Genomic DNA, 22,309 nt, shown 5'->3' with positions numbered 1-22,309 from the left:
GGTAATAGATATCAGATGGCAGACTTTCAACATTCAGCCTTAGCTTTTCATACGCATAATGTCTGGAATCTGATATCTTCCGTCTTTTAGTCTTTATTAATATTCACGTTCATATTCATTCCCGCACTCAGCTTATCCAGATCTTCTTTTTTGTTGGAAGCTGTAAATTCTATTCTTACAGGAATTCTCTGCTGTACTTTAATGAAGTTACCAGTAGAGTTATCAGTAGGTACGCTTGAATATCTTGATCCGGTAGCTGCAGAAACTGCTGTTACTACTCCTTCAAATTTTTGACCTCCTAATGCATCGGCTGTCATGAAAATTTTCTCACCTACTTTAATATTCGGCATTTGGCTTTCCAGGAAGTTGGCTGTTACCCATTTCTGACCGTTCAGAACGATGGTTGCCACTTGCTGCCCCGGCTGAATTAATTGTCCTTCTGAAATGGTTCTTCTCCCCATTACTCCATCATAAGGCGCCGTAATAACGGTATATGAAAGATTTATTTTCGCCATATCCAGAGCAGATTTCGTTCTTTTAATTTCAGCATCATTAATTCCCAGTCTGCTTTTCACTTCAGTAGTGGAAAGATTGGCGGATTGTTTTTGATTCACCAGGGTTTCATATGCTGCCTTTTGAGCATCATATTCCGTCTTCACCTGATCGTATTGCTGTCTTGTAACGGCTTCGGCTGATAAAAGATTTTTGTATCGGTTTAAATTCTGTTCAGCATTCCATAATCTGGCTTTTGCTCCTGCGATATTAGACTGCATAACGTTGATATTATTGGAAACCGTGTTCACAGAAGAACTTGTTGCCGTTCTTTGTGCCATCGCATTCTGATAAGCTGCTTCTGCCTGTCCCAATTGGGTAAGAATTTCACGTTCGTCAAGGATTACCAAAGTATCTCCTTTCTTCACACGTTGATGTTCTATGAACTTAATTTCTTTGATATATGCTGAAACCCGTGTATTGATAGGATTGATAAATTCCTCTACCTGCGCTGCTTCCGTATAGGTTTTGCTTCCGATATGGAAATATTCGCGGATTAACCAAAACAATCCGAATCCAATCACCAGAAAAACGATGATATTAGAAATGATGGCTCTGATTTTATTGGTTTTATTTTTCTTTTTCTTATTTTCTGCAGCAGATGTTGCCGGAGTTGGTGTCGTATTTTGAGTAGTTTGTTCCTTGTTTTCCATTGTGTTGATTGTCAGTTTTAAAAATTAAAGTGTTCCTGTAGATTTCAAAAGGTTGTAATACTGATACAAAACATTGATTTCAGCATTGGCATAATCCAGCTCTGACTGCAGTTTCTGGTTCTGTGCATCAATCATTTCTGCCTGTACAGCTAATTGGTTCAGATATTTGGCTTCTGTAATCTTATAGTTTTCTTCCGCCAGTCTTTTAGAATCATTCAGAATATCAGCCTGTTGAATCGCTTCCTGATATTTTGTATAGGCAGCATTCACTCCCATATCTACATTCTGCTGTACCAGAGTCTTTGCATCATTCGCCTGATTCTTTTGCAGCTCACCCAGTTTCACTTTTTCCTTCGTTTTATAAAGAGTATCTATATTGTAGCTCAAAGAAACTCCTGTCTGCCAACCTCCTGAGTACATATCCAAAACAGGATTTCTTGTCGTGATAGGTCTTTGCAGTGTATACCCTCCAAATCCAGCCAGCGTAGGTGCATTATCTGTTTTTATGATTTCAATATTCTTATCTGCAACCGCAATATTTTTTTGAGCTGATTTCAGCAGTGGATTGTTATCATGGGCAAGATCCGTATAGTAATCCATGCCTATTCCAGATTCTTTATTCTCTAAACTTTCTGTGGGAACAATCTCCGTGTCTGAAGATAAACCTAAAACAATATTCAGGTTATAATTAAGGATTTTTTTATTGTTGGTAAGAGTAACAATTCCCTGATCCAGATTTTTAATGGCCAGTTCTCCCCGAATCACTTCATTCCGGGTCACCATTCCCTGCTGATAGAACTTCTGAATGTTTTTAAGACGTTCCTGAGCCAGTTTTTTGTTATTCTGAAACACCTCTTCCTGGTTGATGATTTTATAGACATCCAGATAATTGGAAATCACTAAAAATTTTACATCCTGTTTATTTTTCTCTAAATCCAGCTCGGAAAGCTGTTCACGAAGCCCCGCCATTTCAATAGATTTATTTACCAGTCCTCCTTTAAAGATAAGCTGTGTTGCCTGTACCGCATATGAACTTCCGTAGTGTGGCATCGGAACATTTGTAGAATTCGAAAAGTCTTTGTCGATAGCAACTGCATCTCCTAAATAGAATTGGCTGGTAGAAGCTGTGATGACAGGAAGCTTCTGAAGCTTAACAACATTCGTATTTTGTTTTGCAATATCAATATTCTGTGCAGAAACTTTAAGCTGCTGGTGATTTCGAACAGCAAGCTCCGCCACCTCACCTGCGGTCATCTGTTTGATCTGTTGGGAAAAAAACAGCGCAGGAAAAGCTGCTATCAGTACAGATAGTGCTGTTTTTATTTTCTTTGTCATTTTACCTTGTTTTACAGATGCAAAGTTAGGTCAACAACAAAATCAATCAAATGTTTGATTTTTGGAAAAAGATGTTCAAATGTAAGATTTCAATTTTCAAACTGATGTCTGTACTGTGTGGGACTTACTTCCAGATGTTTCTTGAAAAAGTGAGAAAACGAGTATTGATCACTGAATCCGAGAATAGAAGAAACCTCTGAAACCGGTTTATTGGAAGAGTTTAAGAGTACTTTTGCTTCATTGATCACAATTAAAGCAATAATCTGGCTTGCAGACTTGCCTGTAATGCTCTTCACAACAGAAGAAAGATGTCTGGTTGTAATGGATTGCCGTTCGGCATAAAACTCGACAGTTCTTTCCGTAAGATGATGTTCTGCAATATCAGTAAGAAATACAAAAACGATTTCTTCCTGCCTGGACATCTGATTCATAGAGCTGTTATCTTCCTTGGAAATAATTCCCGCCATCTGATAACAGAAAACAGAGAAAAGATGCTCTACCATTTCTTTTTTATAAAGCATTTCGGTCTCAGAATCCAAGATATACTTCAGGAAGTTGACGCTTTTCCAGACGACTTCCATTTCATCTTCAGGAAAAGGAACTCCTTTATTCATCTGCTGTCTGAAATAGCGATATGTAATCAGGCGGTTAAATTTCAATGATAAAGCAGAGATAAATTCTCTTTTATAAGAAACCATCCTCGACTGAAAATCATCTGTCACAGAAACTACTTCATAAATGGTTTGCGGATCGGTTACCATAAACATATTGGCAGAAACTTCCAGATCACTGAAGTGCTGGCGAAGCTTTATAGTTCCAGATTTAATGAAGATAAAAGCAGGATTATCAGGACGGAAAGGCTTATCGACAGCAATTCTCTCGAAAATATTTCGTTCCGTAAAAATATCGACTCCAAATTTTTCCAGGGCAGACATAAGACAAATGTAAGCAATCTTACCAGTGATTACAAAATTTTATTATTTTAGCATTAATCCAATTTTCCTTCAGTATGAGAAAGGTTGATCTCTTATTTGCAGAATACAGTAAAAGTCATAGAAATGCGACCAACAAGTTCATTCACTGGATTTGTGTGCCTTTAATTTTCTGGACAATTCTCGGTTTTACTTCCTTGATTCCTTCCCCGCATTTCTGCGCATCTTATTTCGCATGTGCCAGTATCATAAGCATTGTGGTGATTATTCTGATCACATTGTTCTATCTAAGACTGTCTTTTCTGATCGCTATCATGATGATTGTGATCATGCTTATTATGGAACATTTCATCTACCTTACCAATATCAGTATGGGAAGACAATCATGGATGGTTTATCTTTCCGTATTCATCATTACCTGGATTTTTCAGTTTATAGGGCATAAAATTGAAGGAAAAAAGCCGACTTTCCTTAAAGATCTTCAGTTTCTCCTCATTGGACCAATCTGGCTTTTAGGCTTTATTCTGAAAAAAGCAGGAATCAAGTATTAATCTTCTAACGCATATACTGCAAAACTTGCCAGCCAGTGGTCTCCGCCGTAATTACCCTGAAAAAGCAGCGGCAATCCATTATTCAGAAATACATCTGCTGTTTTTCTAAAGTCTTTTTTCAATGGATGACCGGCAGGAAGTGCGTTGGAAATTCCTTTCATACACCATGCTTTAGAAAAAGATAATCCTACAAGGTGAACAGTCTGATAATCGCTCAGATCACTTACGACAGGGATTTTTTCAACATTTTCCAAGCTTCTCTTTTCATAGAAAGTATTCAGCCACTGTACAAATTCTTTTTGAGGAAGAACTCTGCGCATCAGATCTGCAATTTCCAGACTTGGCGAAAAGAAATCGGAGCCGTCCGGTTCCAGATAAGCAGGCGTTTTCTGATCTTTTAAGAAAAAGTATTTTGCCTTTTCCATCAGCTGGTTTTCAAACTCTTTATCCTTATTGGCTCTTGCCCAATCTATAGCAAAAGCCATAGCAAATGCAGTATTAGCATGAACTCCAGTTCTGTTGGGATATGTTTGTTTTGGAAGATAAGTTTTCCAGGATTTCAGAATTTGATCTGTAAGAGGTTTCAGATTTTGATGCCATATTTTAGCTTTTGGGTGATCCCAATTCGTGAGTTCTTCATCCAGCTTTAAGATCCAGGCCCAGCCGTAGGTTCTTTCAAAAGTTCCCGTTAGCTCATATTTTGTAAAATAATCTGCTTCTGTCTGCAGTTTTTCTTTTTGAAATGATTCATCCAGAATTTTTTCAATCTCTTTAGCATTAGACAGATTAGGTTTTGTTTTCAAAAGTCTAGTCAGCATCCAGTGTCCGTGAACAGAACTATGCCAGTCAAAACATCCATAAAAACTAGGGTGAAGATCTTTGGGAGTCAAAGGAACTTCGCCGGCATTATTAATGATATGGGCTGTTTTATTAGGATATTCCTGGTTGATACAGTGAAGAGGTTTATCAGATAATTTCATGGCCATTTCGTCTGTAAGTTTCGGAGCTTCCTGGGCGTACATCAGAAATGGAGAAAACACAAATGCTAAAAGACTTTTTTTCATGAATTAAAAATAGAAATAATTTCCCAGTCTCGGCAGTTTTCAAGGTAGGTTTTACAGCTATTTCTTTTATTGATTGGGTTATTTTAAACATTTTCATATTTTAAAATAGTAATCAATTTTACAAATGCTCATTTTTGAGCACACTTTTTGATCATAACCATAAAAAACTAATTTACCCATGAAAAAAATTATTTTCCTATTATCAGGTCTTATCCTGATCAATTGCAGCAAATCAAATGGTGAGAAACAGGAACTGAAAGCAGACCTGATGGAAGTTATAAGCGAGGATAAAGCACCTTCTTCTGCAGCAGCACCCTTACCTCCACCAGCTTTTGTTTCCGAAAAACCGGCTTCTGATGAGAACGGAACCAACAAAGATGTTTACACCCCAAAGAAAACTGATACGATCTCCAAAAAAATCATCAAAAACGGAGATATGAAGATTCAGGTGGGTGATATTAAAAAGACACAGAACCAGGTGAATGAGATCATCAAAAAAAACAATGCTTATATCCAGAAAGAAGAGTTTCAAAATACGGATATGGATGATAATCTTACTCTGATTATTCGGGTGCCTCATAAAAATTTTGATGCATTAATCAATTCCTTTTCAAATGGTGTAGGAACTGTTTTGTCTAAAAACATTTCCTCTAATGACGTCACAGAAGAATATACTGACATCGCCATAAAACTGGCTAACAAAAAGATATATCTTGAAAAATACCGTGACATGCTTAAAAGTGCAGCGACCACGAAAGATATGCTGGAAATTCAGGAAAATATCCGTGAGCTGGAAGATGAGATAGATGTGGCTGAAGGCAGACTTCGTTTTATTGATGATAGGGTAAATTACAGTACTCTGAATTTAAACTTATACAAAGAGAAAGTAAGAAGCTCAACCACTTCAAAAATTGGTTTTGGAAGCCGTTTTATGGATTCTCTGACGGAGGGCTGGAACAGTTTTGTAGGCTTCCTGCTGGGAATGGTTTCATTATGGCCTTTCTTTTTGCTTATTCCCGTTATTATTGTTCTGTGGAGAAAATGGAGATCAAAGAAGAAAAATCAGAATTAATTTATTAAAAATCCGGGCATCTTCGATGCCCGGATTTCTACTGCATTATCAACAATTTATCCTGTTTCCAGTACTTGTTTAAAATCAATAACAATGCAATAGTCTTGTTAACAGCTGTTAAATATTTTCGAAAATTTACTTTCTGATGGTTTTGGTCATACTGCTTCCGTCTTTATAAAGAATCTTTACAAAATAGATTCCGGGCTGAAGTCGGCTGACATTCATACTGTTCTGCCCCGGATTCATAAATGTCATGATCTGAAGTCCGTGAGGCGTAACGACATCTACTCTGCTTATTTTACCGTAATAACTTTCTGGTGCTAAATTGATCAAATGCTCAGATACGATGATTGAAAGATCATTCTCTTTGTTAGTAAGAGACGATACTTTACAACTTTGTCCTTCATTGCAGTCGCTTACCACTTTCCAAACGGCATTACTTTCCGGTGCCTCTCCCGGATTTGCATACCATTTGTTTTCCCAGATCTTGCAAGCATGGAATACTTTTGTTCCTGCTGTTGGATAAGTTTTTGTTGGGCTATATTCCTGCGCGCCGCAGTAAGTAACCGGACCACTTGATTCACAACCAGGTCCTTCAGTGCATACACTTACTTCTTCCCATACCATATTGGTTCCCGGTATTTCTCCAGGGTTTGCATACCATTTGTTTTTCCAGATTTTGCAAGAGTAAAAAACTTTCACTCCGGCTGTAGGATATGCATTAGCAGCATTATATTGTTCTGCTCCGCAATAGGATTGTCCATTGCCTGGAGTAACTTTCTTAGTTCTAACTTTTAATTCATTGCTGGCATCAGAGAACTGATCGTTCATGGCAACAGATTTTACTGTATAACGATATTCTGTGTCCTGTGCTAAACCTGTTCGTAAGAAACTTGTTTGTACAGTTTCTCCTACCTTGATTCCATTTTCAAAAATCTGGTAATTTTTAATTCCCTGCGAATGGGTAGAAGCCATCCACATAAGTGAAACTGAGTTTTCAGTAACCGCCATTGAATGGAGGTTGGATGGTGCCGTAGGTTTTTCAAGTGTCCCCTCACTGTTTGTTTTTACATTGAGTGGCGTACTTTTCCCTGAAGTAAGCCCTGAAGAACCTTTCGCCTGCACTTCATATGTATAAACTGTGTTAGCAGTTAAACCATTATCTTCAAATGAAACCCCGTTCACCTGCTGAATATTCTGTCCATTACGGAAAACGTTATAGGATACTGCATCAGATTGCGGGTTCCAGCTTATTTTAGCAGAAGAACTTGTTACTCCTACTTGCGTTAATCCTGTAGGAATGGCAGGTGCAGAAACTCCTGTTCCGGAGGTTACATTAACGTCAATTACATTATAAAATGCATTAGTGGTATCTGCTACATCCCAAACTGCTAAAATAATGTGGTAACCAGTGCGGTTAGCAGGAACAGTAATCTGATGAGAAACATTATCCTGTGGTGGTGTCCCGTTATGTGTAATTGTACCAATAAGCTCAAGATCCTGGCGGGAAAGAGGTTGATTAGGATTCCAGCCCTGCTTGGTCATGTAATAATGCCATTTTGCAGTTGCATGATACGCCGAGTATTTCCAGATAAAGGCATTCACACCCGTAGAGATATTTGTTTTCTTCCACCTGTCGGCAGTCTGGAGATCCAGTGTAGTGTCTCCCCCTATGCTTCCATTAGCGGAGGCAATCTTTCCGTCTGCGGGACCTGCTGCAGGAAACCCTTTTGGTGCTTCCAGAGAGCCTGGTTCATTAATTACAGAACCATATTTTCCAAACGCCACAGAATAGCCAAGTGCAGCCTTATCCAGACTTCCCTGATATCCTCGTGAAGCCGGGCTTATTACATACCCGTGTGCGGACAGATGGATCAAAGAAGGTACCAGCATCGCCAACATCAGCAATACCGGAAAAAAAATTTTACGTGTCTTCATATTTAAATATTTGGTGTTGATTGTATCGGATTTATTTTTATATAGCTAATTTTTCAAACCCTTCTACTCTAAATAACTAAAGAAATACAAAAAGTATTAGCTTACATTCATTAAATAATTTGAATTATAAAATTTTCAATAAGAATCAAATTAATAAAAAACAATTAGTTAATATTTCAAATTAAAACATAAAATAACAATTCATAACATATTATTGTTAACATATACTTACAACATGTTAAAGCATAAAAATAGTAAAAATTAACTAAATTAATCACATATTATTGAAATAAATTTTATCTGAATCAATATTAAATAGAGCAAAGAGAGAAAAATAAAGATGTAATGCATTGTTAGCTACGTGATTGCTAATAAATTACCAAAACTATTTTAAATCAAAAAAAGAAAGGCTGAGAGAATTAAATATTCTCTCAGCCTGTAAATTTTAAAGATTCTTAAGATTATAATATTTAATCAAAAAGAATAAAGCTTATTTGCCAAGGACAAACACTGCGGGAATTTTATGGAGTTCAGGCTTTTGTTTCTGCCAGTCTTTTATTGTTTTTGTTTTGATAAATTCATGTTCCGGATCATTGATACTGGCCGCAATACAAAGCTTTGTATTGGGTGATAAAAACTTACACAAATCTTCGAAAAGCGGGTTATTTCTGTAAGGAGTTTCCATGAAAATCTGAGAATATCCTGTTTTCTGAACAAGACTTTCAAGATTCATGATCTGTTTCTTCTTCTCTCCTTTATCAATAGGAAGATAGCCATGGAAGGTAAATTCCTGCCCGTTGAATCCGCTGGAAATCAGAGCAAGAATAATGGATGAAGGACCTGAAACCGGGATCACTCTGATATTTTTCTCATGACACCATTTTACAATCAAATTTCCGGGATCTGCAATACATGGTAATCCGGCTTCTGACAGCAATCCGAAATCCTGCCCTTTCAACATCAATTCCTGAGCTTCTTTGATATCTGCATTTTCCGTGTATTTATCCAATAAAAATAACTTCAGATCAGCCTGCTTTTTTTCAGGAGCAAAAAATTTAACGACCTTTCGTGCTGTTTTCTCGTTTTCCACAAAGAAATAATCCGTTTGCATGATATAATCCTTCAAAACAGGTGAAAAGTGGTTGATAGAAGTATTTTCTGATAAGTAAGCAGGGAGTAAAAAAAGCATTGTATTATTTTTTAGTTCTTTCGTTTAGTGTAGGTTGTGGGAAGTATTTTGTCAGATCCATAGAAAAGGTTACGGAAGTGATTTTCCAGGTTCCGTTGATCTTCATTAATGTCCAAATCTCCTTTCCCCAGTTTTCCATTTTACCGTCATACCAAAAGCTGTAATCGAAATTAGCAGAAGCTATTGCTCCATCTTCCACAATTTTAATATTGTCAAATTTTTCTTCAGATTTATCATCTTTAAAACTTTTGATAAAAGCTTTATAATCATCTGCAAAGTAGTAATACGCTTTAGGATTTTTCTCAAGACGTTTGGCCTGTGTTCTGTCTTTATAAATACCGGTCCAGAGCACCGGTTCCTGGAACAATGTAAGATACTTGGCTTCATCCCTGGATTTAATACATCCCATGAAGTCATCCATTACTTTACGGATCTCTGTTTCATCTTTGGTTTGGGCAAAGGAAAAATTAATGCTTAATAAAAGCAGTAAAAACAGCTTTTTCATGATTATTATTTTGATATTTGGTTTCTGATAGCGTCGCATCCTTTATCCAAAAGCTGGAAAACATTTTCAAAATCTTTCATATCACCCCAGTAAGGATCTGGGACTTCAGCATTTTTATGATCTCCCAATACTTCTAAAAACAAAGATACTTTCTGGCGTTCTTCCTCATTTTTAGTTTTAGAAACTACATCTTCCAATACATCAATATCCATACAATAGATTTTATCAAAGGTTTCAAAATCTTTTCTGGTGATGGGTCTTGATCTTTGCTTTGATATATCAATATGATGATTAGCCGCAGTTTTAACAGCTCTTTTATCAGGATGTTCGCCTTCATGCATGGAAATGGTTCCGGCAGAATCTACTGTATAATGATCCGGCAGCTTTGCTTTCATAATTCCTTCTGCCAGTGGGCTTCTGCATATATTTCCCAGACAAACCATTAATATTTTCATATCCTGTTTATTTAAAAAGAGCCTTTTGTTTTGACAAAACTAAATAAAAAATGAAGAATAAAACTATCCTTCATTTTAATTTATTTCAGCTCAACACTATTATTGTTTGATTCTTTCTGTAAGGTCTTTTACGTACTTTTTGATTTCTTTATCAATTTTCGAAACGTCTTTGATAGTATCACAAGCGTACATTACAGTAGAGTGATCTTTTCCTCCCATTTCCTCACCAATTTTAGTAAATGTAGAATTGGTAAATTCTTTGGAGAAGTACATGGCAAGCTGTCTCGGCAATGCAATCTCTCTTTTTCTTGTTTTTGAAAGCAGCTGTTCTTTTTTAATTCCAAAATAATCGCAAACCACTTCCTGAATGTAAGGAATATTGATCACTTTTTTCTGATTAGCTGCAATTCTGTTGATGGTCTCCTTCAATAATTCGAGACTAAGGTCTCTCTTATATACAGTAGAGTAAGCAATCACCGAGTTAATTACCCCGATAAGTTCTCTTACGTTGGTCTTCGTTTCTACAGCAAGGAAGTCAAGCATATCACCCGGAAGAACAATTCCGTCTCTGCTCAGTTTATCTTCAATAATCTGTCTTCTTGTAGATAGATCCGGAGATTTGATTTCAGCAGAAAGTCCCCATTTGAAACGGGAAACAATTCTGTCCTGAATATCCATAATATCCGCAGGGGCTTTATCTGAAGTTAGGATAATCTGTTTTCCGTTCTGATGCAGGTGATCAAAAATATGGAAGAAGCTGTCCTGTGTAGCAGATTTTCCTGAAAGAAACTGAATATCATCAATAATCAGTACATCTACCATTTGATAGAAATTCGCAAATTCAGTCTGCTTATGAGCTTTTGCTGCAGAGATAAACTGCTGGATAAACTTTTCGGAAGACAGATAAAGAACTACTTTATCTGGAAACTGATTTTTTACTTCAAGACCTACAGCCTGTCCTAAGTGTGTTTTCCCAACTCCGTAACCTCCATATAAGAATAACGGATTGAAAGCTGTTGCTCCAGGTCTTTTTGCAATGGATCTGGCTACAGTGGCTGCAAATTTATTGCTTTCTCCTTCTACATAACTATCAAATGAATAGTCCGGCTTCAGGTTAGAATCTATATTTACTTTTCTAATTCCAGGAACTACAAACGGGTTTACAATATTAGCAGAGAAACCTTGCGGCATTGTTTCCTGTGTTTTTGGAGTAGGAACGCTTTGTCCCTTGATGTTCATGGTAACCGGCTTTTCTTCGCCTTTTGGTCTGTTTTCCATCACAGAATACCATAATTTCACTCCTTTTCCAATATTTTTCTTCAGGGCAGCAGAAAGTAAGGACAGGTAATTGTCCTCTATATATTCCTTGTAAAAATCGCTCGGTACGATCAACGTAAGGTTATTGGCCACCAATGAAAGCGGCTGAACCTTATCGAATAGCATATCGAAAGATTTTTCAAGTTTTTTAAGGTCAGAATTGTCTTCAGCAGCGTTCAGGTTATCGCGCATAAACTGAAGGCATTTCTGCCATATCATCATTAAATTGTCATCCATTTTTAAGCCCCGATTATTCTTTGTTTGTACTGTGTTTAGAAGGAAGACAAAGGTCTAATTTTTTCTTTTCAAAAAAAATATTGCAGGTATTGATTATTTAAAAATATATTTGTATGTATAATTTAACGCCTAAAATGATACACACAACACACTCAATACGAGTACGTTACGCAGAAACAGATCCCATGAAATATGTATACTACGGTAACTATGCAACCTACTTCGAAGTAGCGAGAGTTGAGCTCTTCAGAAGCATAGGAATTTCATACGATGAAATTGAAAACCAAGGAATTTGGCTCCCTGTTTCAGACTATAAAATCAAATATATCCGCCCGGCTTTGTATGATCAAAAATTAGAAATTCATACTTATGTAAAAAAAATTCCGGGAGTAAGAATTGAATTTGAATATGAAATTTACAATGAAGAGCATACTAAAATAACAGAAGCTTCCACTACTCTTTTCTTTTTGGATGCAAAAACCGGCAAAGTAATCAAGTGTCCGGATTTTCTGATGGAAATGATTGAGAAGAATTGGGAGGAAAGGAAGTAGGAGTCTTGAGTTTGAGAGTGGGAGTGTTTGAGGATTTGAGAGTCTAAAGTTCAAGGTTTAAAGTTAAGAGTTTAACGTTTTGGGTAACAGTAACAAAAACAACCCGCAATTCATACCCCGAAACTTGCAACCAAATAACCAGCACCTCAAAACTCACAACAAAACATTCCCGCAACACCTACTCTATTTATGAATTAATTCGCACCTTTGTACCTTTATTTTAATTATCCCTTATATATTATATTATGAAGATTGCATTTTTGGGACCTCATGCCAGTTTTACTCAGCTTGCCGCTGCGCAGCTTTTTCCTGATGAAGAGTTATTGCCACAAGCCAGTATTCTGGATTGTTTTAAGGCTGTTGAAAACGGAGGAGCAGTAAAGGCAGTAGTGCCTTTGGAAAACTCTATTGAGGGAACAGTTTCTATGACGCTGGATTATTTATACAAAACCCCGTCTATTAAAATTGAAGCAGAAGCCGTAATGCCTATTGCGCATCACCTGATGATTCATCCGGCAAATTCTATTGAGAACATTGAAAGGATATATTCTCATCCGCAGGCGCTGGCACAGAGCTTTCATTTTCTGGACACCCATTATAAAGAGATCCCTAAACAAGACTTCTCCTCTACAGCAGCAGCAGCTAAATTTGTTTCGGAAAATCAGGGCAGCCCTATTGCAGCAGTAGCCAATCAGTTTGCAGCTAATTTATACGGACTAAAGATCATTAACCGCAACATTCAGGATTTTGAACAAAACCATACGCGTTTCATTATCATCTCTAAAGAACAGAACAAATATAAAAATGACAAGCTGGAAATTTTAGGAGAAAAGGCCGGCATGCTGATTACTCTTCCGGAAGATCATCCCGGTGGCCTGCATCAGGTTTTATCTGTTTTTGCATGGAGAAAAATGAACCTTAGTAAAATTGAATCCAGAACACTAAAGACCGGATTGGGTAATTATTTCTTCTTCATCAATGTAGAAGGACCCTGGGAAGATGTTCTGTATGGAAATGCCCTTAAAGAGCTTGAATCTATCAAAGCAAATGTTGATTTTCTTGGAAACTACAAAGAATTTCTACTGGAAAGCTAGGAAAACAGAGGAAAATGATAAAAAAACACTGCCATCAGGCGGTGTTTTTTCGTTTATATCCACTAAAAAACATGAAAATTTCAAAAAAATTCAAGATAAACTATTCGGAGGATAACAACTTCATTTCGATTCATAATAACCCACTATACAGGGAGAATTATTTTTTCTTAAAACCCTTATAAACAGGATATTAATTGAAAAAAGAATATAATAATTCGTAATTAAATTATGAAGTAAAATCAATTAAAATACAAACATATGTTTAAATATATTACATCATATTAATATTAAAAATACAAATATCACAATCATGTGTGTAATTTTTATTGTATATTTGCTAAGCAACTAATTAAAATCTTGATCATGAAAACTAAACTTTACAGCTTAATGCTAGCGTGCGCTGCTATACCGCTGTTTTCTCAAGTCGGTATCAATACAGCAAATCCAACTGCTACTCTAGATGTTAACGGAACATTGAAAGTTAGGGACATTCCTGCAGCCACTGCACTACCCGGATATCAGGTTTTAGCAGTTAACCAAGGAACTACTCAGGTATTCTCAATGGATCCGTCAGTATTGATAGGCGCCTCCAACACGAATACCACTGTTTATGCCGCAAAAAAGACATCAAGCTTAAATCTTATCTCTGTAGGAATTTTTCCGGGAGGATTTCAGCCAGTTAACTTTATAGCTACAGACAGAAGCATAGGTACAGGTACATTATTTACAGATTCTGACGGCTCATACAATATTCCTTCTACAGGTGTTTACGCTGTAGGATACGCATTCCGTTATGGAACAGGATTACAAGCCTCTCTGCTATCCGGCGCTCCCGGTATTGCCATAGCAAGAAACAGAGGTGGGGTAGCTACTATTATTGACAGCCGTACTTTTAGCGGTATCAACCTTGCTTTAGCAATCAATTTAACAATGTCTGACTCAAGCATACATTCATTGTACTCCTTCCAGGCAGGTGATAAGATTTCTTTTGGACTTTTAACTTCCGGGATTGACGTGGGATTATTAGGATCCAGTGTAGCATCTTTCTACATCTACAAAGTATCAAACTAGTAAAAACATATTGTTAGTTATCTATACCGTTAACCCATCGCTAATACTGTGATGGGTTAATTTTTTAAATAGCTTCCCAAACATTTCTTTATATTTGATAAAAACTAATGAAATGAGTGAATTTGTTGCTGTCATCCTTCTTATCATAATTTTCATCATTTTCAATAATCTGAATACTAAAATCAGAAAACTTGAAAAGGAAATTTCGGATCTTAACTATAAAATAAGTAAGACTCCGGTTCCGTCTGAGGTTATTCATAAAAACCCTTCCATAGAAGAAACTATTATTCAGGAACCATTACAACCTCATCAGATTATTATTGAAGATATAAAACGAACAGAAAGAGAAGAACAAATCCCAACACCTGTTCAAAAAGATTGGCTCACTCCTGTTTTTGATTTTTTAAAACAAAATGCATTAACCATAATTGGTATTTTTACTCTTGTTCTTGGAATTGGGTATTTTGTAAAATACGCGATCGATAAAAACTGGATTGGAGAAACAACCAGAGCAGCCATTGGTTTTTGTATTGGAGCCGGAATTATTGTCACCGGACATTTTCTAAGAAAAAATTATACTGCATTTGCCTCTATTATAACCGGAGGTGGAATTGCCGTTTTGTATTTCACAGCTACTATTGCTTTCCGCGAATATCATCTCTTCACACAGAACACTGCGTTTTTTATTACAGCCCTGATAACCGCAGCTTCTATTCTCCTATCCTATTATTACAAGAGTGAAGTCCTGATTATTTTTTCATTAATAGGCGGCTTCGCGGCTCCACTGATGATCAGTACAGGACAAAGCAACTATCTTTTCCTTTTTATATACATTACTCTTTTAAATACAGGAATGCTTACCGCTTCTTTTCTTCAGCACTGGAAGAGTGTGGGATGGACGGCTTATCTTTTTACAACAGCCTATCTTTTTTACTGGACGAATGAGAGTACCGAACTTTTAAGCATTACTTTTTATCTGATCAGCTACGCTATTTTTTACATTTTTGCCCTGCATGATTATTTCAGGAAAAATACACTTTCAACATCTGATATTTTAATACTTGCTTTAGCTAATTTTTCCAGCATTCTTGGACTACTTTATATTTTTGACACATTGGGTTATGAACCGCCTATTATATTTCCTCTTATTTTTGCGACTGTAAATTCCATATTGTTATTAAGAGAATATGGACGAAAAAACTTTGGTGTACCCTATTCCGTGTTTGCAGGATTGGTCACCAGCCTTGTCACAACGGCCATTGCCATTCAGTTTAAAACCCACCTCATCACGAGTATTTGGGCAATAGAGGCTACTCTACTCCTTTTTATCTGGAAAAGAACAGGACACCATATTTTCAAAGTCTTCTTTTATATTCTTTTTCCCATGGTTATGATTGCTCAGATTGTAACCTGGACAGAATATATGGAAACCAACAACTTTAATATTATCTTGAACCCTCCATTTATCACCAGTTCATTTACTATAGCCTCTATTATTGCCAATTTATATTTATTAAGAAATACGAAACATGAATCTGAAGAAAAATCCAATAATTTCTTTGAAGATCTGATTACGGTTGCCAGTTATGGGGTTATTTATATTACGTTTCTTCTTGAAATCACTTACCACATTTCAGATATGCCATGGGAAGCGATTACCAGCATAGGATTACTGTTCACAATTTATTATATTTTCATCTTATTACTTTTCAGAAAACCACTGAATATAAAGACAGATATCCAAACCGCTCTTATTTATCTGCTTTTTATCCTAGCAACTCTTAATTTATCAGGTTCTGTCTCGTCCATTGTTCCGGCAGTTTTAACAAAAAGACTTCATTTAAGTTTTTATTGGCTTCATCTGCTTCAATGGATTCCTTTTATATATACCTGTTTTAGGATTTTTCCTTCTTCTGAATTTCATAAACGTCAGATTTCTTACTGGATCATGTCTTTGGCGCTTATTATCTGTATCAGTTATGAACTTCATCATTCCTATGTTTTAATGGTTTCTAATGACATTCCTCATTCTTATGAAGCCAGCGAGCATTTCAACATTCTTTATCTCCCTATTATATGGACCATTCTTGCCAGTATCTTTATTTATACAGGTTTGAGAAAGGATATTCAGGAATATAATAAAATTGGGTTTGCGCTGATTGGTCTTATGGCATTAAAACTTTACGCTTATGATGTATGGCAAATGGACAATGTTTCAAGAATCAGTGCTTTTATTGCACTTGGAATTATCTTATTATTAAGTTCTTTTGCTTTTCAACGTCTGAAAAACATTATCAGAAATATGGTTGATAAAAAAGATAATGATGAAGAAAGCACAGACCAACAATCAGGATAAAAGTTTTTATTTCTAAATAATATGTAAAACAATGTAAGAATTCATTCACATTTTATAAAAAATAACTATATTTATCACGTTTTTAACAGTTACATATTCTGATTATGAAAAAATTACTCTATTCTTTTTTAATACTGTCTTCTGTGACTCTGTTTGCACAGCAAAAAAATCCTGCTGTAAAGTTTGCAGTTGCTGACAACGCTATTGGAACAGTAGAATTATTCAATGCGAAAAAGAACGTATTGCAGGTTTCTAAAGCCTATAATTCCCCGGCTAGCCTTCCCCAAAGTTTAAAAAAATACAGTTCTGTTTTTACAAAAGGAGTAACTGAATACAAATTCAAAAACGGAGACAATGTACTTGACAGAATGGCGTTATCCAATATGAATGCGCAATACAACATTCCGGCAGATAACCCTGTATTTATTGAAGGCTATGAATTTTCGGATACCAGCACTATGATCTATCCTGAAATTAAGAAAAGAGCAGAAACAAAAGATTATAACGGTAAGAAGACATTGTTTATCTACACTACCGAATAAAATTTGAACCATTAAGATTATATTAAGGTCTTAAGATGATTAAGATACGTTTCGCTTTAACTTAAAATCAGAATGATTAGTCTTAATTATACTTTAATTCTTCAAAATTCTTAATGATTTAAAGATATTTACATCCAATTTTCACCTTTTAACAGCTGAAATAATATAGATTATAAAAAAATTAAATAGATTTAATATAAAAAGGATGTTGTTTTTTCAGCATCCTTTTTTATTTTAATATTTGTTGTTCCACTTTTTCTTAAGTTCCTCGTAAATTTTCTTTTCCGTGGAGTTATTACCTGGCTCATATAATTTCGCATCCCGAATTTCCTCAGGAAGAAAATCCTGTTCTACAAAATTCCCCTCATAAGAATGGGCATATTTATATTCTTTTCCGTAATCCAGGTCTTTCATCAGTTTTGTAGGAGCATTTCTCAAATGAAGAGGCACCGGAAGGTTTCCTGTTTGCTTCACCAAAGCCAAAGCTTCATTAATTGCCATATAAGCGGAATTACTTTTAGGCGAAACTGCAAGATATACTGCTGTTTCACTTAATATAATCCTTGCTTCAGGGTTCCCGATTACATTAATCGCCTGGAAACAATTATTGGCAACCACTAAAGCATTTGGATTGGCCAATCCTACATCTTCAGCAGCCAGAATAAGCATTCTCCTTGCAATAAATTTAATATCTTCTCCCCCGGCAATCATTCTCGCCAGCCAATACACCGCTCCGTTAGGATCTCCGCCACGCATAGATTTGATAAAAGCAGAAATAATATCATAATGCTGTTCTCCATTTTTATCGTAAAGAGCCATCGTTTCCTGAAGAACTTCTAACACATCGGAATTAATGATTTCCGTTGTACCTGAATTTTTATATTGGTTCAAAACCAATTCTACAGAATTGATCAGCTTTCTGGCATCACCACCGGAATATTGAATGAAAGCTTCTTTCTCAAGGATTTTAAAATCGGTTTCTTCATCTTTATTGAATCTTTCGGAAGCAATATCAATGAGTTCCTCCAGCTTTTCATAGCTCAAAGCTTTTAAAATATAAACCTGACTTCTGGAAAGCAGAGCCGAAACCACTTCAAAACTTGGGTTTTCCGTAGTGGCGCCTATCAATACAATCCATCCTTTTTCTACTGCATGCAGCAGTGAATCCTGCTGAGATTTGTTGAATCTGTGAATTTCATCAATAAATAAAATAGGAGATTTCCCTGAAAACAAATTCTGTTTCTTGGCATCATCAATCACATCTCTTACATCTTTCACCCCTGAAGAAACTGCAGAAAGTTTATAAAACTTTCTCCCCGACTGCTCTGAGATAATTTCAGCCAATGTGGTTTTCCCTGTCCCCGGAGGTCCCCAGAGAATCAGGGAATTCAGGGTATTATTTTCGATCATTTTCCGGATCGTTCCTTTGTCGCCGGTAAGGTGTTCCTGCCCCAATACATCGTTCAGTGTTTTGGGTCTCAGTTTTTCGGCTAATGGAATATTTTGATTCAAAGTAATTCTATTTTTAAGATCAATGTTCCGGGTTTTTGATCTCCGAAACTTATAACAAATTTAAACTAATTTTCATTTTTTTACCCTATTTTTGCATTGTTTTGAAACTTACATTCAATAAAATCATTACATTCCCACTGGTAATTTTGATAAAATTTTACCAATGGTTTATTTCGCCCTTACTTCCAAAAAACTGTCGTTACGAACCTACCTGTTCTCATTACATGATTGAGTCACTTCGCGTTCATGGGATCTTTAAAGGGTTTTGGCTGGGATTTAAAAGAATTTTAAGGTGCCACCCATGGGGAGGAAGCGGTTACGATCCTGTACCTCCCAAACATAAATGTCAATAATCAAACTATTAAATCAATAGAAAATGAATACTATTTTTTTCAGAATTTATCTTGTGCTTTTTGCGTTCGCCACGCAGCTTCTTTTTGCACAGGAATACCCTGGAGGTTTATCTGACGGAACTTTAGATGTCAACGGAAATAATGTTCCGGTAAAAATCTATTCTACCACAGAAATGGGAGACCTGAGCGCTTTTCCGGACAGAGCCATCAACAATAATGTAGTAGTGATTCTTAACGGATCCAGCCTTGAACCTGCCTATTATAACTATGCTGTTTCAGCATTATCAAGATTCAAGGATTCCAAATATCAGTTTTTTGATAAAAACTTTAAGCTGATAGATGCTCCTGCTACTTCTGAGAATGTTACCACCTTCAAATATGCAGTAAAATCTGCAAAACCTATTACAGATTCTGATAAAGTAGAACTTGAAACTTCATTCAAAATATGGGATCCTTCCAAAGGGATTCATATTGGGTCTTTTACCCTTCATTTTTATAGTTTGATGTTTGTGTTTGCCTTTGGATTCGGTTATGTTTTAATGACCAGAATCTTTAAAATTGATAATGTAAACCAGAAATACCTGGAACCTCTTTTCACATGGACATTGATTGGAACTATTTTAGGAGCAAGATTAGGACATGTTATTTTCTACCAGCCGGAATTATTCAAAGAAGATTTCTGGAGCGTATTTTTACCCATCAGCACAAAAAATGGTTTTAAATTCACAGGATTTTCAGGGTTAGCAAGCCATGGAGCTACCATCGCTTTGATTTTCACTACATTATATTATTCATTTAAAATCATTAAGAAAAATCCTTTCTGGGTATATGACAGATTAGGGATTGTAGTTGCTTTAGGAGGTGCTTTTGTAAGAATGGGTAACTTTTTCAATTCTGAAATTGTTGGTAAACCAGCTGATCCGAACTCTCCGTTCGCTCTTCTTTTCCCACAGCAAAGCAGTGAATACGGTCTTACTGTACCTCGTTACCCAAGCCAGTTATTCGAAGCGGTAGGATATGTTCTATTATTCATTTTATTATGGATTTTGTATAGAAAAACGGATAAAAAATATCAGCAGGGTTGGTTATTCGGACTGTTCTTTATTATTCTTTGGGCGATCAGATTCTTTGTAGAATTCCTGAAAGAGCCACAGGGAGATGAGTTCATCCAGATTGGCGGACTGAATACAGGTCAGGTTCTTTCCATTCCTTTTATGATTGCAGGAGTTGTTATCATGATTGTTTCTAAGAAATTTAAAATCACTCCGGCAGAAAACGAGAAACCTGAATAAACCGTTTTAGACTAAAAAATAAAAAGGCAAATTTGTAACAATACAGATTTGCCTTTTTTATCTTAGAATTATTGAGTGATTTCGCAGTTTTGCTTTTTAGCTTTATTATAAAATCCTCTCCACTTTTCTGTTCAGTTCTTCAAACACATTCCCAAATTCATTAATAACGTCGGTAGGTAACATCGCTTCTTTTGAGTATCTTTCCGCTGCAAAATCAGCCGCTTTCCCATGAAGCCAAACGCCTAAAATACAGGTTTCTTCCTGAGAATATCCTTGTGCTGAAAGTGAGGTCAAAATCCCGGTAAGGATGTCTCCGCTACCCCCTTTTGCCAGTCCAGAATTCCCTGTTATATTATAAAACATCTTTCCTTGCGGAGTAATGACCTGGGTATGATGATCTTTGAGTATTATATAAATATCCAGTTCTTTTGCCTTTTCCCCTGCCAGCTCAAGCCTTTTAAAAGAATCCTCAGTACTTCCGAAAAGCCTTTCAAACTCTTTCGGATGGGGAGTTATAATGGATTCTTTTGGGATTAATTTCAGGTTATTTGGATCTTTTGAAATAATATTCAGGGCATCAGCATCCAAAATCATTGGTTTCGTATAGTTTTTCAGAAAACTCAGAAAACTTTTTCCTGTATTAGGATGAGTTCCCAAGCCAGGTCCAATGCCAATGGTAAATTCATTATCAATCTCAAAATTGGTAATAAATTCTTCTCCTCCTTTTATAAACATGGCTTCCGGACATGAAGCCTGAAGTATTTCATATCCACATTCCGGTGCCAGCGTAAAGGTTAAGCCAGCCCCGGTTTTTAAGGCAGATTTTGTAGCCAGAACTGCAGCACCTATTTTTCCATAGCTTCCACCTATAATGGCAGCCTTACCAAAACTACCTTTATGTGAAAATTCATTTCTAGGTTTAAAAATAGATTCTATCAGATCATCATCTGTTACAAAATATGCTGTTTCTGTATTTTCTGAATAAGCTTTACTTAAATCTATATCCAAAACTTCTACTTTTCCAGTATATTTTCCGGTTTCAGGATGAAGAAAAGTCCTTTTCCAACATTGAAGAGTCAGAGTGTAATCCGCATTCAGAATAACAGCATCCTGGTCAAATATTTCATCCGCAGACAATCCGGAAGGGATATCAATAGAAATTTTAATGCTTTTTTTAGCATTCAATTGTTCTACAAGCATTTTATATTCTCCATCCAGCGGTCTGGATAATCCGGTTCCGAAAAGAGCATCAATAATGATTGTTTTATCATCAAAATTATAGTGCCCACTCTGATCAAATTTTCTTACGGATATTCCTGACATATCCCGAAGCCTTTTCAAATTTACCGAGGCATCTTCTGAAAATTTTCCTTTAGGATCTCCTACAAAGACATCTACATCAAAACCTTTCAGGTAAAGAATTCTTGCTACTGCCAGCCCATCTCCTCCATTATTTCCTTTACCGCAAAATACCGCCAGCTTTTTATGGTTTTTACAGTGTTCTGAAATCCAGTGTGCCACTGCCATTGAAGCTCTTTCCATTAATTGAATTGACGAAACCGGCTCGTAGGAAATTGTAAACTGATCCCAGCTGCGTATCTGTTTTGCGGTAAAAATTTTCATAGGTACATCAAACTTTTAAGCAAATTACAAAAGATTTTTCATTATGATGCCACGTCAATAACAAAAATAAAGAGACCTCATTAATGAGATAATGTATCTGTAAAAAGCTGAAATA

At 36.2% G+C, this 22,309-nt stretch carries 20 protein-coding genes; 9 read left to right on the top strand and 11 right to left on the bottom strand.

What is annotated here, in order from left to right; all coding sequences use genetic code 11:
* Positions 1–86: 86 nt before the first annotated feature.
* The 3 genes from CLU97_RS07220 to CLU97_RS07210 form a co-directional block, all read right to left on the bottom strand.
* On the bottom strand, positions 87–1,205 hold the full coding sequence (locus CLU97_RS07220) for an HlyD family secretion protein (RefSeq protein WP_121487323.1): 1,119 nt from the start codon (positions 1,203–1,205) through the stop codon (positions 87–89).
* A gap of 24 nt (positions 1,206–1,229) precedes the next feature.
* The gene (locus CLU97_RS07215) at positions 1,230–2,540 is read right to left on the bottom strand and encodes a TolC family protein (RefSeq protein ID WP_121487322.1); all 1,311 of its coding nucleotides are present in this window, start codon (positions 2,538–2,540) and stop codon (positions 1,230–1,232) included.
* Positions 2,541–2,629: 89 nt separating this feature from the next.
* Complete coding sequence (locus CLU97_RS07210; RefSeq protein WP_121487321.1) at positions 2,630–3,475, bottom strand: helix-turn-helix domain-containing protein; 846 nt, start codon at positions 3,473–3,475, stop codon at positions 2,630–2,632.
* 74 nt (positions 3,476–3,549) lie between these two features.
* Between CLU97_RS07210 and CLU97_RS07205 the strand changes: the two genes are divergently transcribed.
* A complete protein-coding gene (locus CLU97_RS07205; RefSeq protein ID WP_121487320.1) occupies positions 3,550–4,023 on the top strand; it encodes a DUF962 domain-containing protein in 474 nt (157 codons plus the stop codon).
* Here the strand turns inward: CLU97_RS07205 and CLU97_RS07200 are convergent.
* Entirely contained in the window at positions 4,020–5,087 is a 1,068-nt protein-coding gene (locus CLU97_RS07200; RefSeq protein ID WP_121487319.1) for a DUF2891 domain-containing protein, read from the bottom strand. The genes CLU97_RS07205 and CLU97_RS07200 overlap by 4 nt on opposite strands.
* A 178-nt stretch (positions 5,088–5,265) precedes the next feature.
* Between CLU97_RS07200 and CLU97_RS07195 the strand changes: the two genes are divergently transcribed.
* Entirely contained in the window at positions 5,266–6,159 is an 894-nt protein-coding gene (locus CLU97_RS07195) for a DUF4349 domain-containing protein (protein ID WP_121487318.1), read from the top strand.
* A gap of 135 nt (positions 6,160–6,294) precedes the next feature.
* Here CLU97_RS07195 and CLU97_RS07190 read toward each other — a convergent pair whose 3' ends face one another.
* The 5 genes from CLU97_RS07190 to dnaA form a co-directional block, all read right to left on the bottom strand.
* Positions 6,295–8,097, bottom strand: coding sequence for a lytic polysaccharide monooxygenase (locus tag CLU97_RS07190; protein WP_121487317.1), 1,803 nt, complete (start codon positions 8,095–8,097; stop codon positions 6,295–6,297).
* A gap of 490 nt (positions 8,098–8,587) precedes the next feature.
* Positions 8,588–9,286 (bottom strand): SAM-dependent methyltransferase, encoded by a 699-nt coding sequence (locus tag CLU97_RS07185; RefSeq protein WP_121487316.1) that lies wholly within the window; start codon positions 9,284–9,286, stop codon positions 8,588–8,590.
* A gap of 4 nt (positions 9,287–9,290) precedes the next feature.
* Entirely contained in the window at positions 9,291–9,791 is a 501-nt protein-coding gene (locus tag CLU97_RS07180; RefSeq protein WP_121489677.1) for a nuclear transport factor 2 family protein, read from the bottom strand.
* 5 nt (positions 9,792–9,796) lie between these two features.
* Positions 9,797–10,246 carry a low molecular weight protein-tyrosine-phosphatase gene (locus CLU97_RS07175; RefSeq protein WP_121487315.1) on the bottom strand — a complete coding sequence of 150 codons (450 nt, stop codon included), beginning with the start codon at positions 10,244–10,246 and terminating at the stop codon, positions 9,797–9,799.
* Positions 10,247–10,345: 99 nt separating this feature from the next.
* On the bottom strand, positions 10,346–11,800 hold the full coding sequence (gene dnaA / locus CLU97_RS07170) for a chromosomal replication initiator protein DnaA (protein WP_089695534.1): 1,455 nt from the start codon (positions 11,798–11,800) through the stop codon (positions 10,346–10,348).
* A 134-nt stretch (positions 11,801–11,934) separates the two neighbouring features.
* On the opposite strand from dnaA, the gene CLU97_RS07165 reads away from it, so the two are divergent.
* From CLU97_RS07165 to CLU97_RS07145, 5 genes are all read left to right on the top strand, one after another.
* The gene (locus CLU97_RS07165; RefSeq protein ID WP_121487314.1) at positions 11,935–12,351 is read left to right on the top strand and encodes an acyl-CoA thioesterase; all 417 of its coding nucleotides are present in this window, start codon (positions 11,935–11,937) and stop codon (positions 12,349–12,351) included.
* A gap of 245 nt (positions 12,352–12,596) precedes the next feature.
* A complete protein-coding gene (gene pheA / locus CLU97_RS07160; protein ID WP_121487313.1) occupies positions 12,597–13,445 on the top strand; it encodes a prephenate dehydratase in 849 nt (282 codons plus the stop codon).
* 363 nt (positions 13,446–13,808) lie between these two features.
* The gene (locus CLU97_RS07155) at positions 13,809–14,516 is read left to right on the top strand and encodes a hypothetical protein (protein WP_121487312.1); all 708 of its coding nucleotides are present in this window, start codon (positions 13,809–13,811) and stop codon (positions 14,514–14,516) included.
* A gap of 112 nt (positions 14,517–14,628) precedes the next feature.
* The gene (locus CLU97_RS07150) at positions 14,629–16,872 is read left to right on the top strand and encodes a DUF2339 domain-containing protein (protein WP_121487311.1); all 2,244 of its coding nucleotides are present in this window, start codon (positions 14,629–14,631) and stop codon (positions 16,870–16,872) included.
* 104 nt (positions 16,873–16,976) lie between these two features.
* Positions 16,977–17,414, top strand: coding sequence for a hypothetical protein (locus tag CLU97_RS07145; RefSeq protein ID WP_121487310.1), 438 nt, complete (start codon positions 16,977–16,979; stop codon positions 17,412–17,414).
* Positions 17,415–17,648: 234 nt separating this feature from the next.
* Here CLU97_RS07145 and CLU97_RS07140 read toward each other — a convergent pair whose 3' ends face one another.
* On the bottom strand, positions 17,649–18,926 hold the full coding sequence (locus CLU97_RS07140) for a replication-associated recombination protein A (RefSeq protein ID WP_121487309.1): 1,278 nt from the start codon (positions 18,924–18,926) through the stop codon (positions 17,649–17,651).
* A gap of 101 nt (positions 18,927–19,027) precedes the next feature.
* Between CLU97_RS07140 and yidD the strand changes: the two genes are divergently transcribed.
* Positions 19,028–19,279, top strand: a complete 252-nt coding sequence (yidD, locus tag CLU97_RS07135; RefSeq protein WP_047423501.1) for a membrane protein insertion efficiency factor YidD — start codon at positions 19,028–19,030, stop codon at positions 19,277–19,279.
* Between the two features lie 443 nt (positions 19,280–19,722).
* Positions 19,723–20,571, top strand: a complete 849-nt coding sequence (gene lgt, locus CLU97_RS07130; RefSeq protein WP_121489676.1) for a prolipoprotein diacylglyceryl transferase — start codon at positions 19,723–19,725, stop codon at positions 20,569–20,571.
* Between the two features lie 105 nt (positions 20,572–20,676).
* Here lgt and CLU97_RS07125 read toward each other — a convergent pair whose 3' ends face one another.
* Positions 20,677–22,194, bottom strand: coding sequence for an NAD(P)H-hydrate dehydratase (locus tag CLU97_RS07125; RefSeq protein ID WP_121487308.1), 1,518 nt, complete (start codon positions 22,192–22,194; stop codon positions 20,677–20,679).
* Between the last annotated feature and the right edge of the window lie 115 nt (positions 22,195–22,309).

The organism is Chryseobacterium sp. 7 (assembly GCF_003663845.1).
Taxonomy (GTDB): domain Bacteria; phylum Bacteroidota; class Bacteroidia; order Flavobacteriales; family Weeksellaceae; genus Chryseobacterium.
The sequence above is the reverse complement of the archived record's forward strand: the minus strand, read 5'-3'. Positions and strand labels throughout refer to the sequence as shown.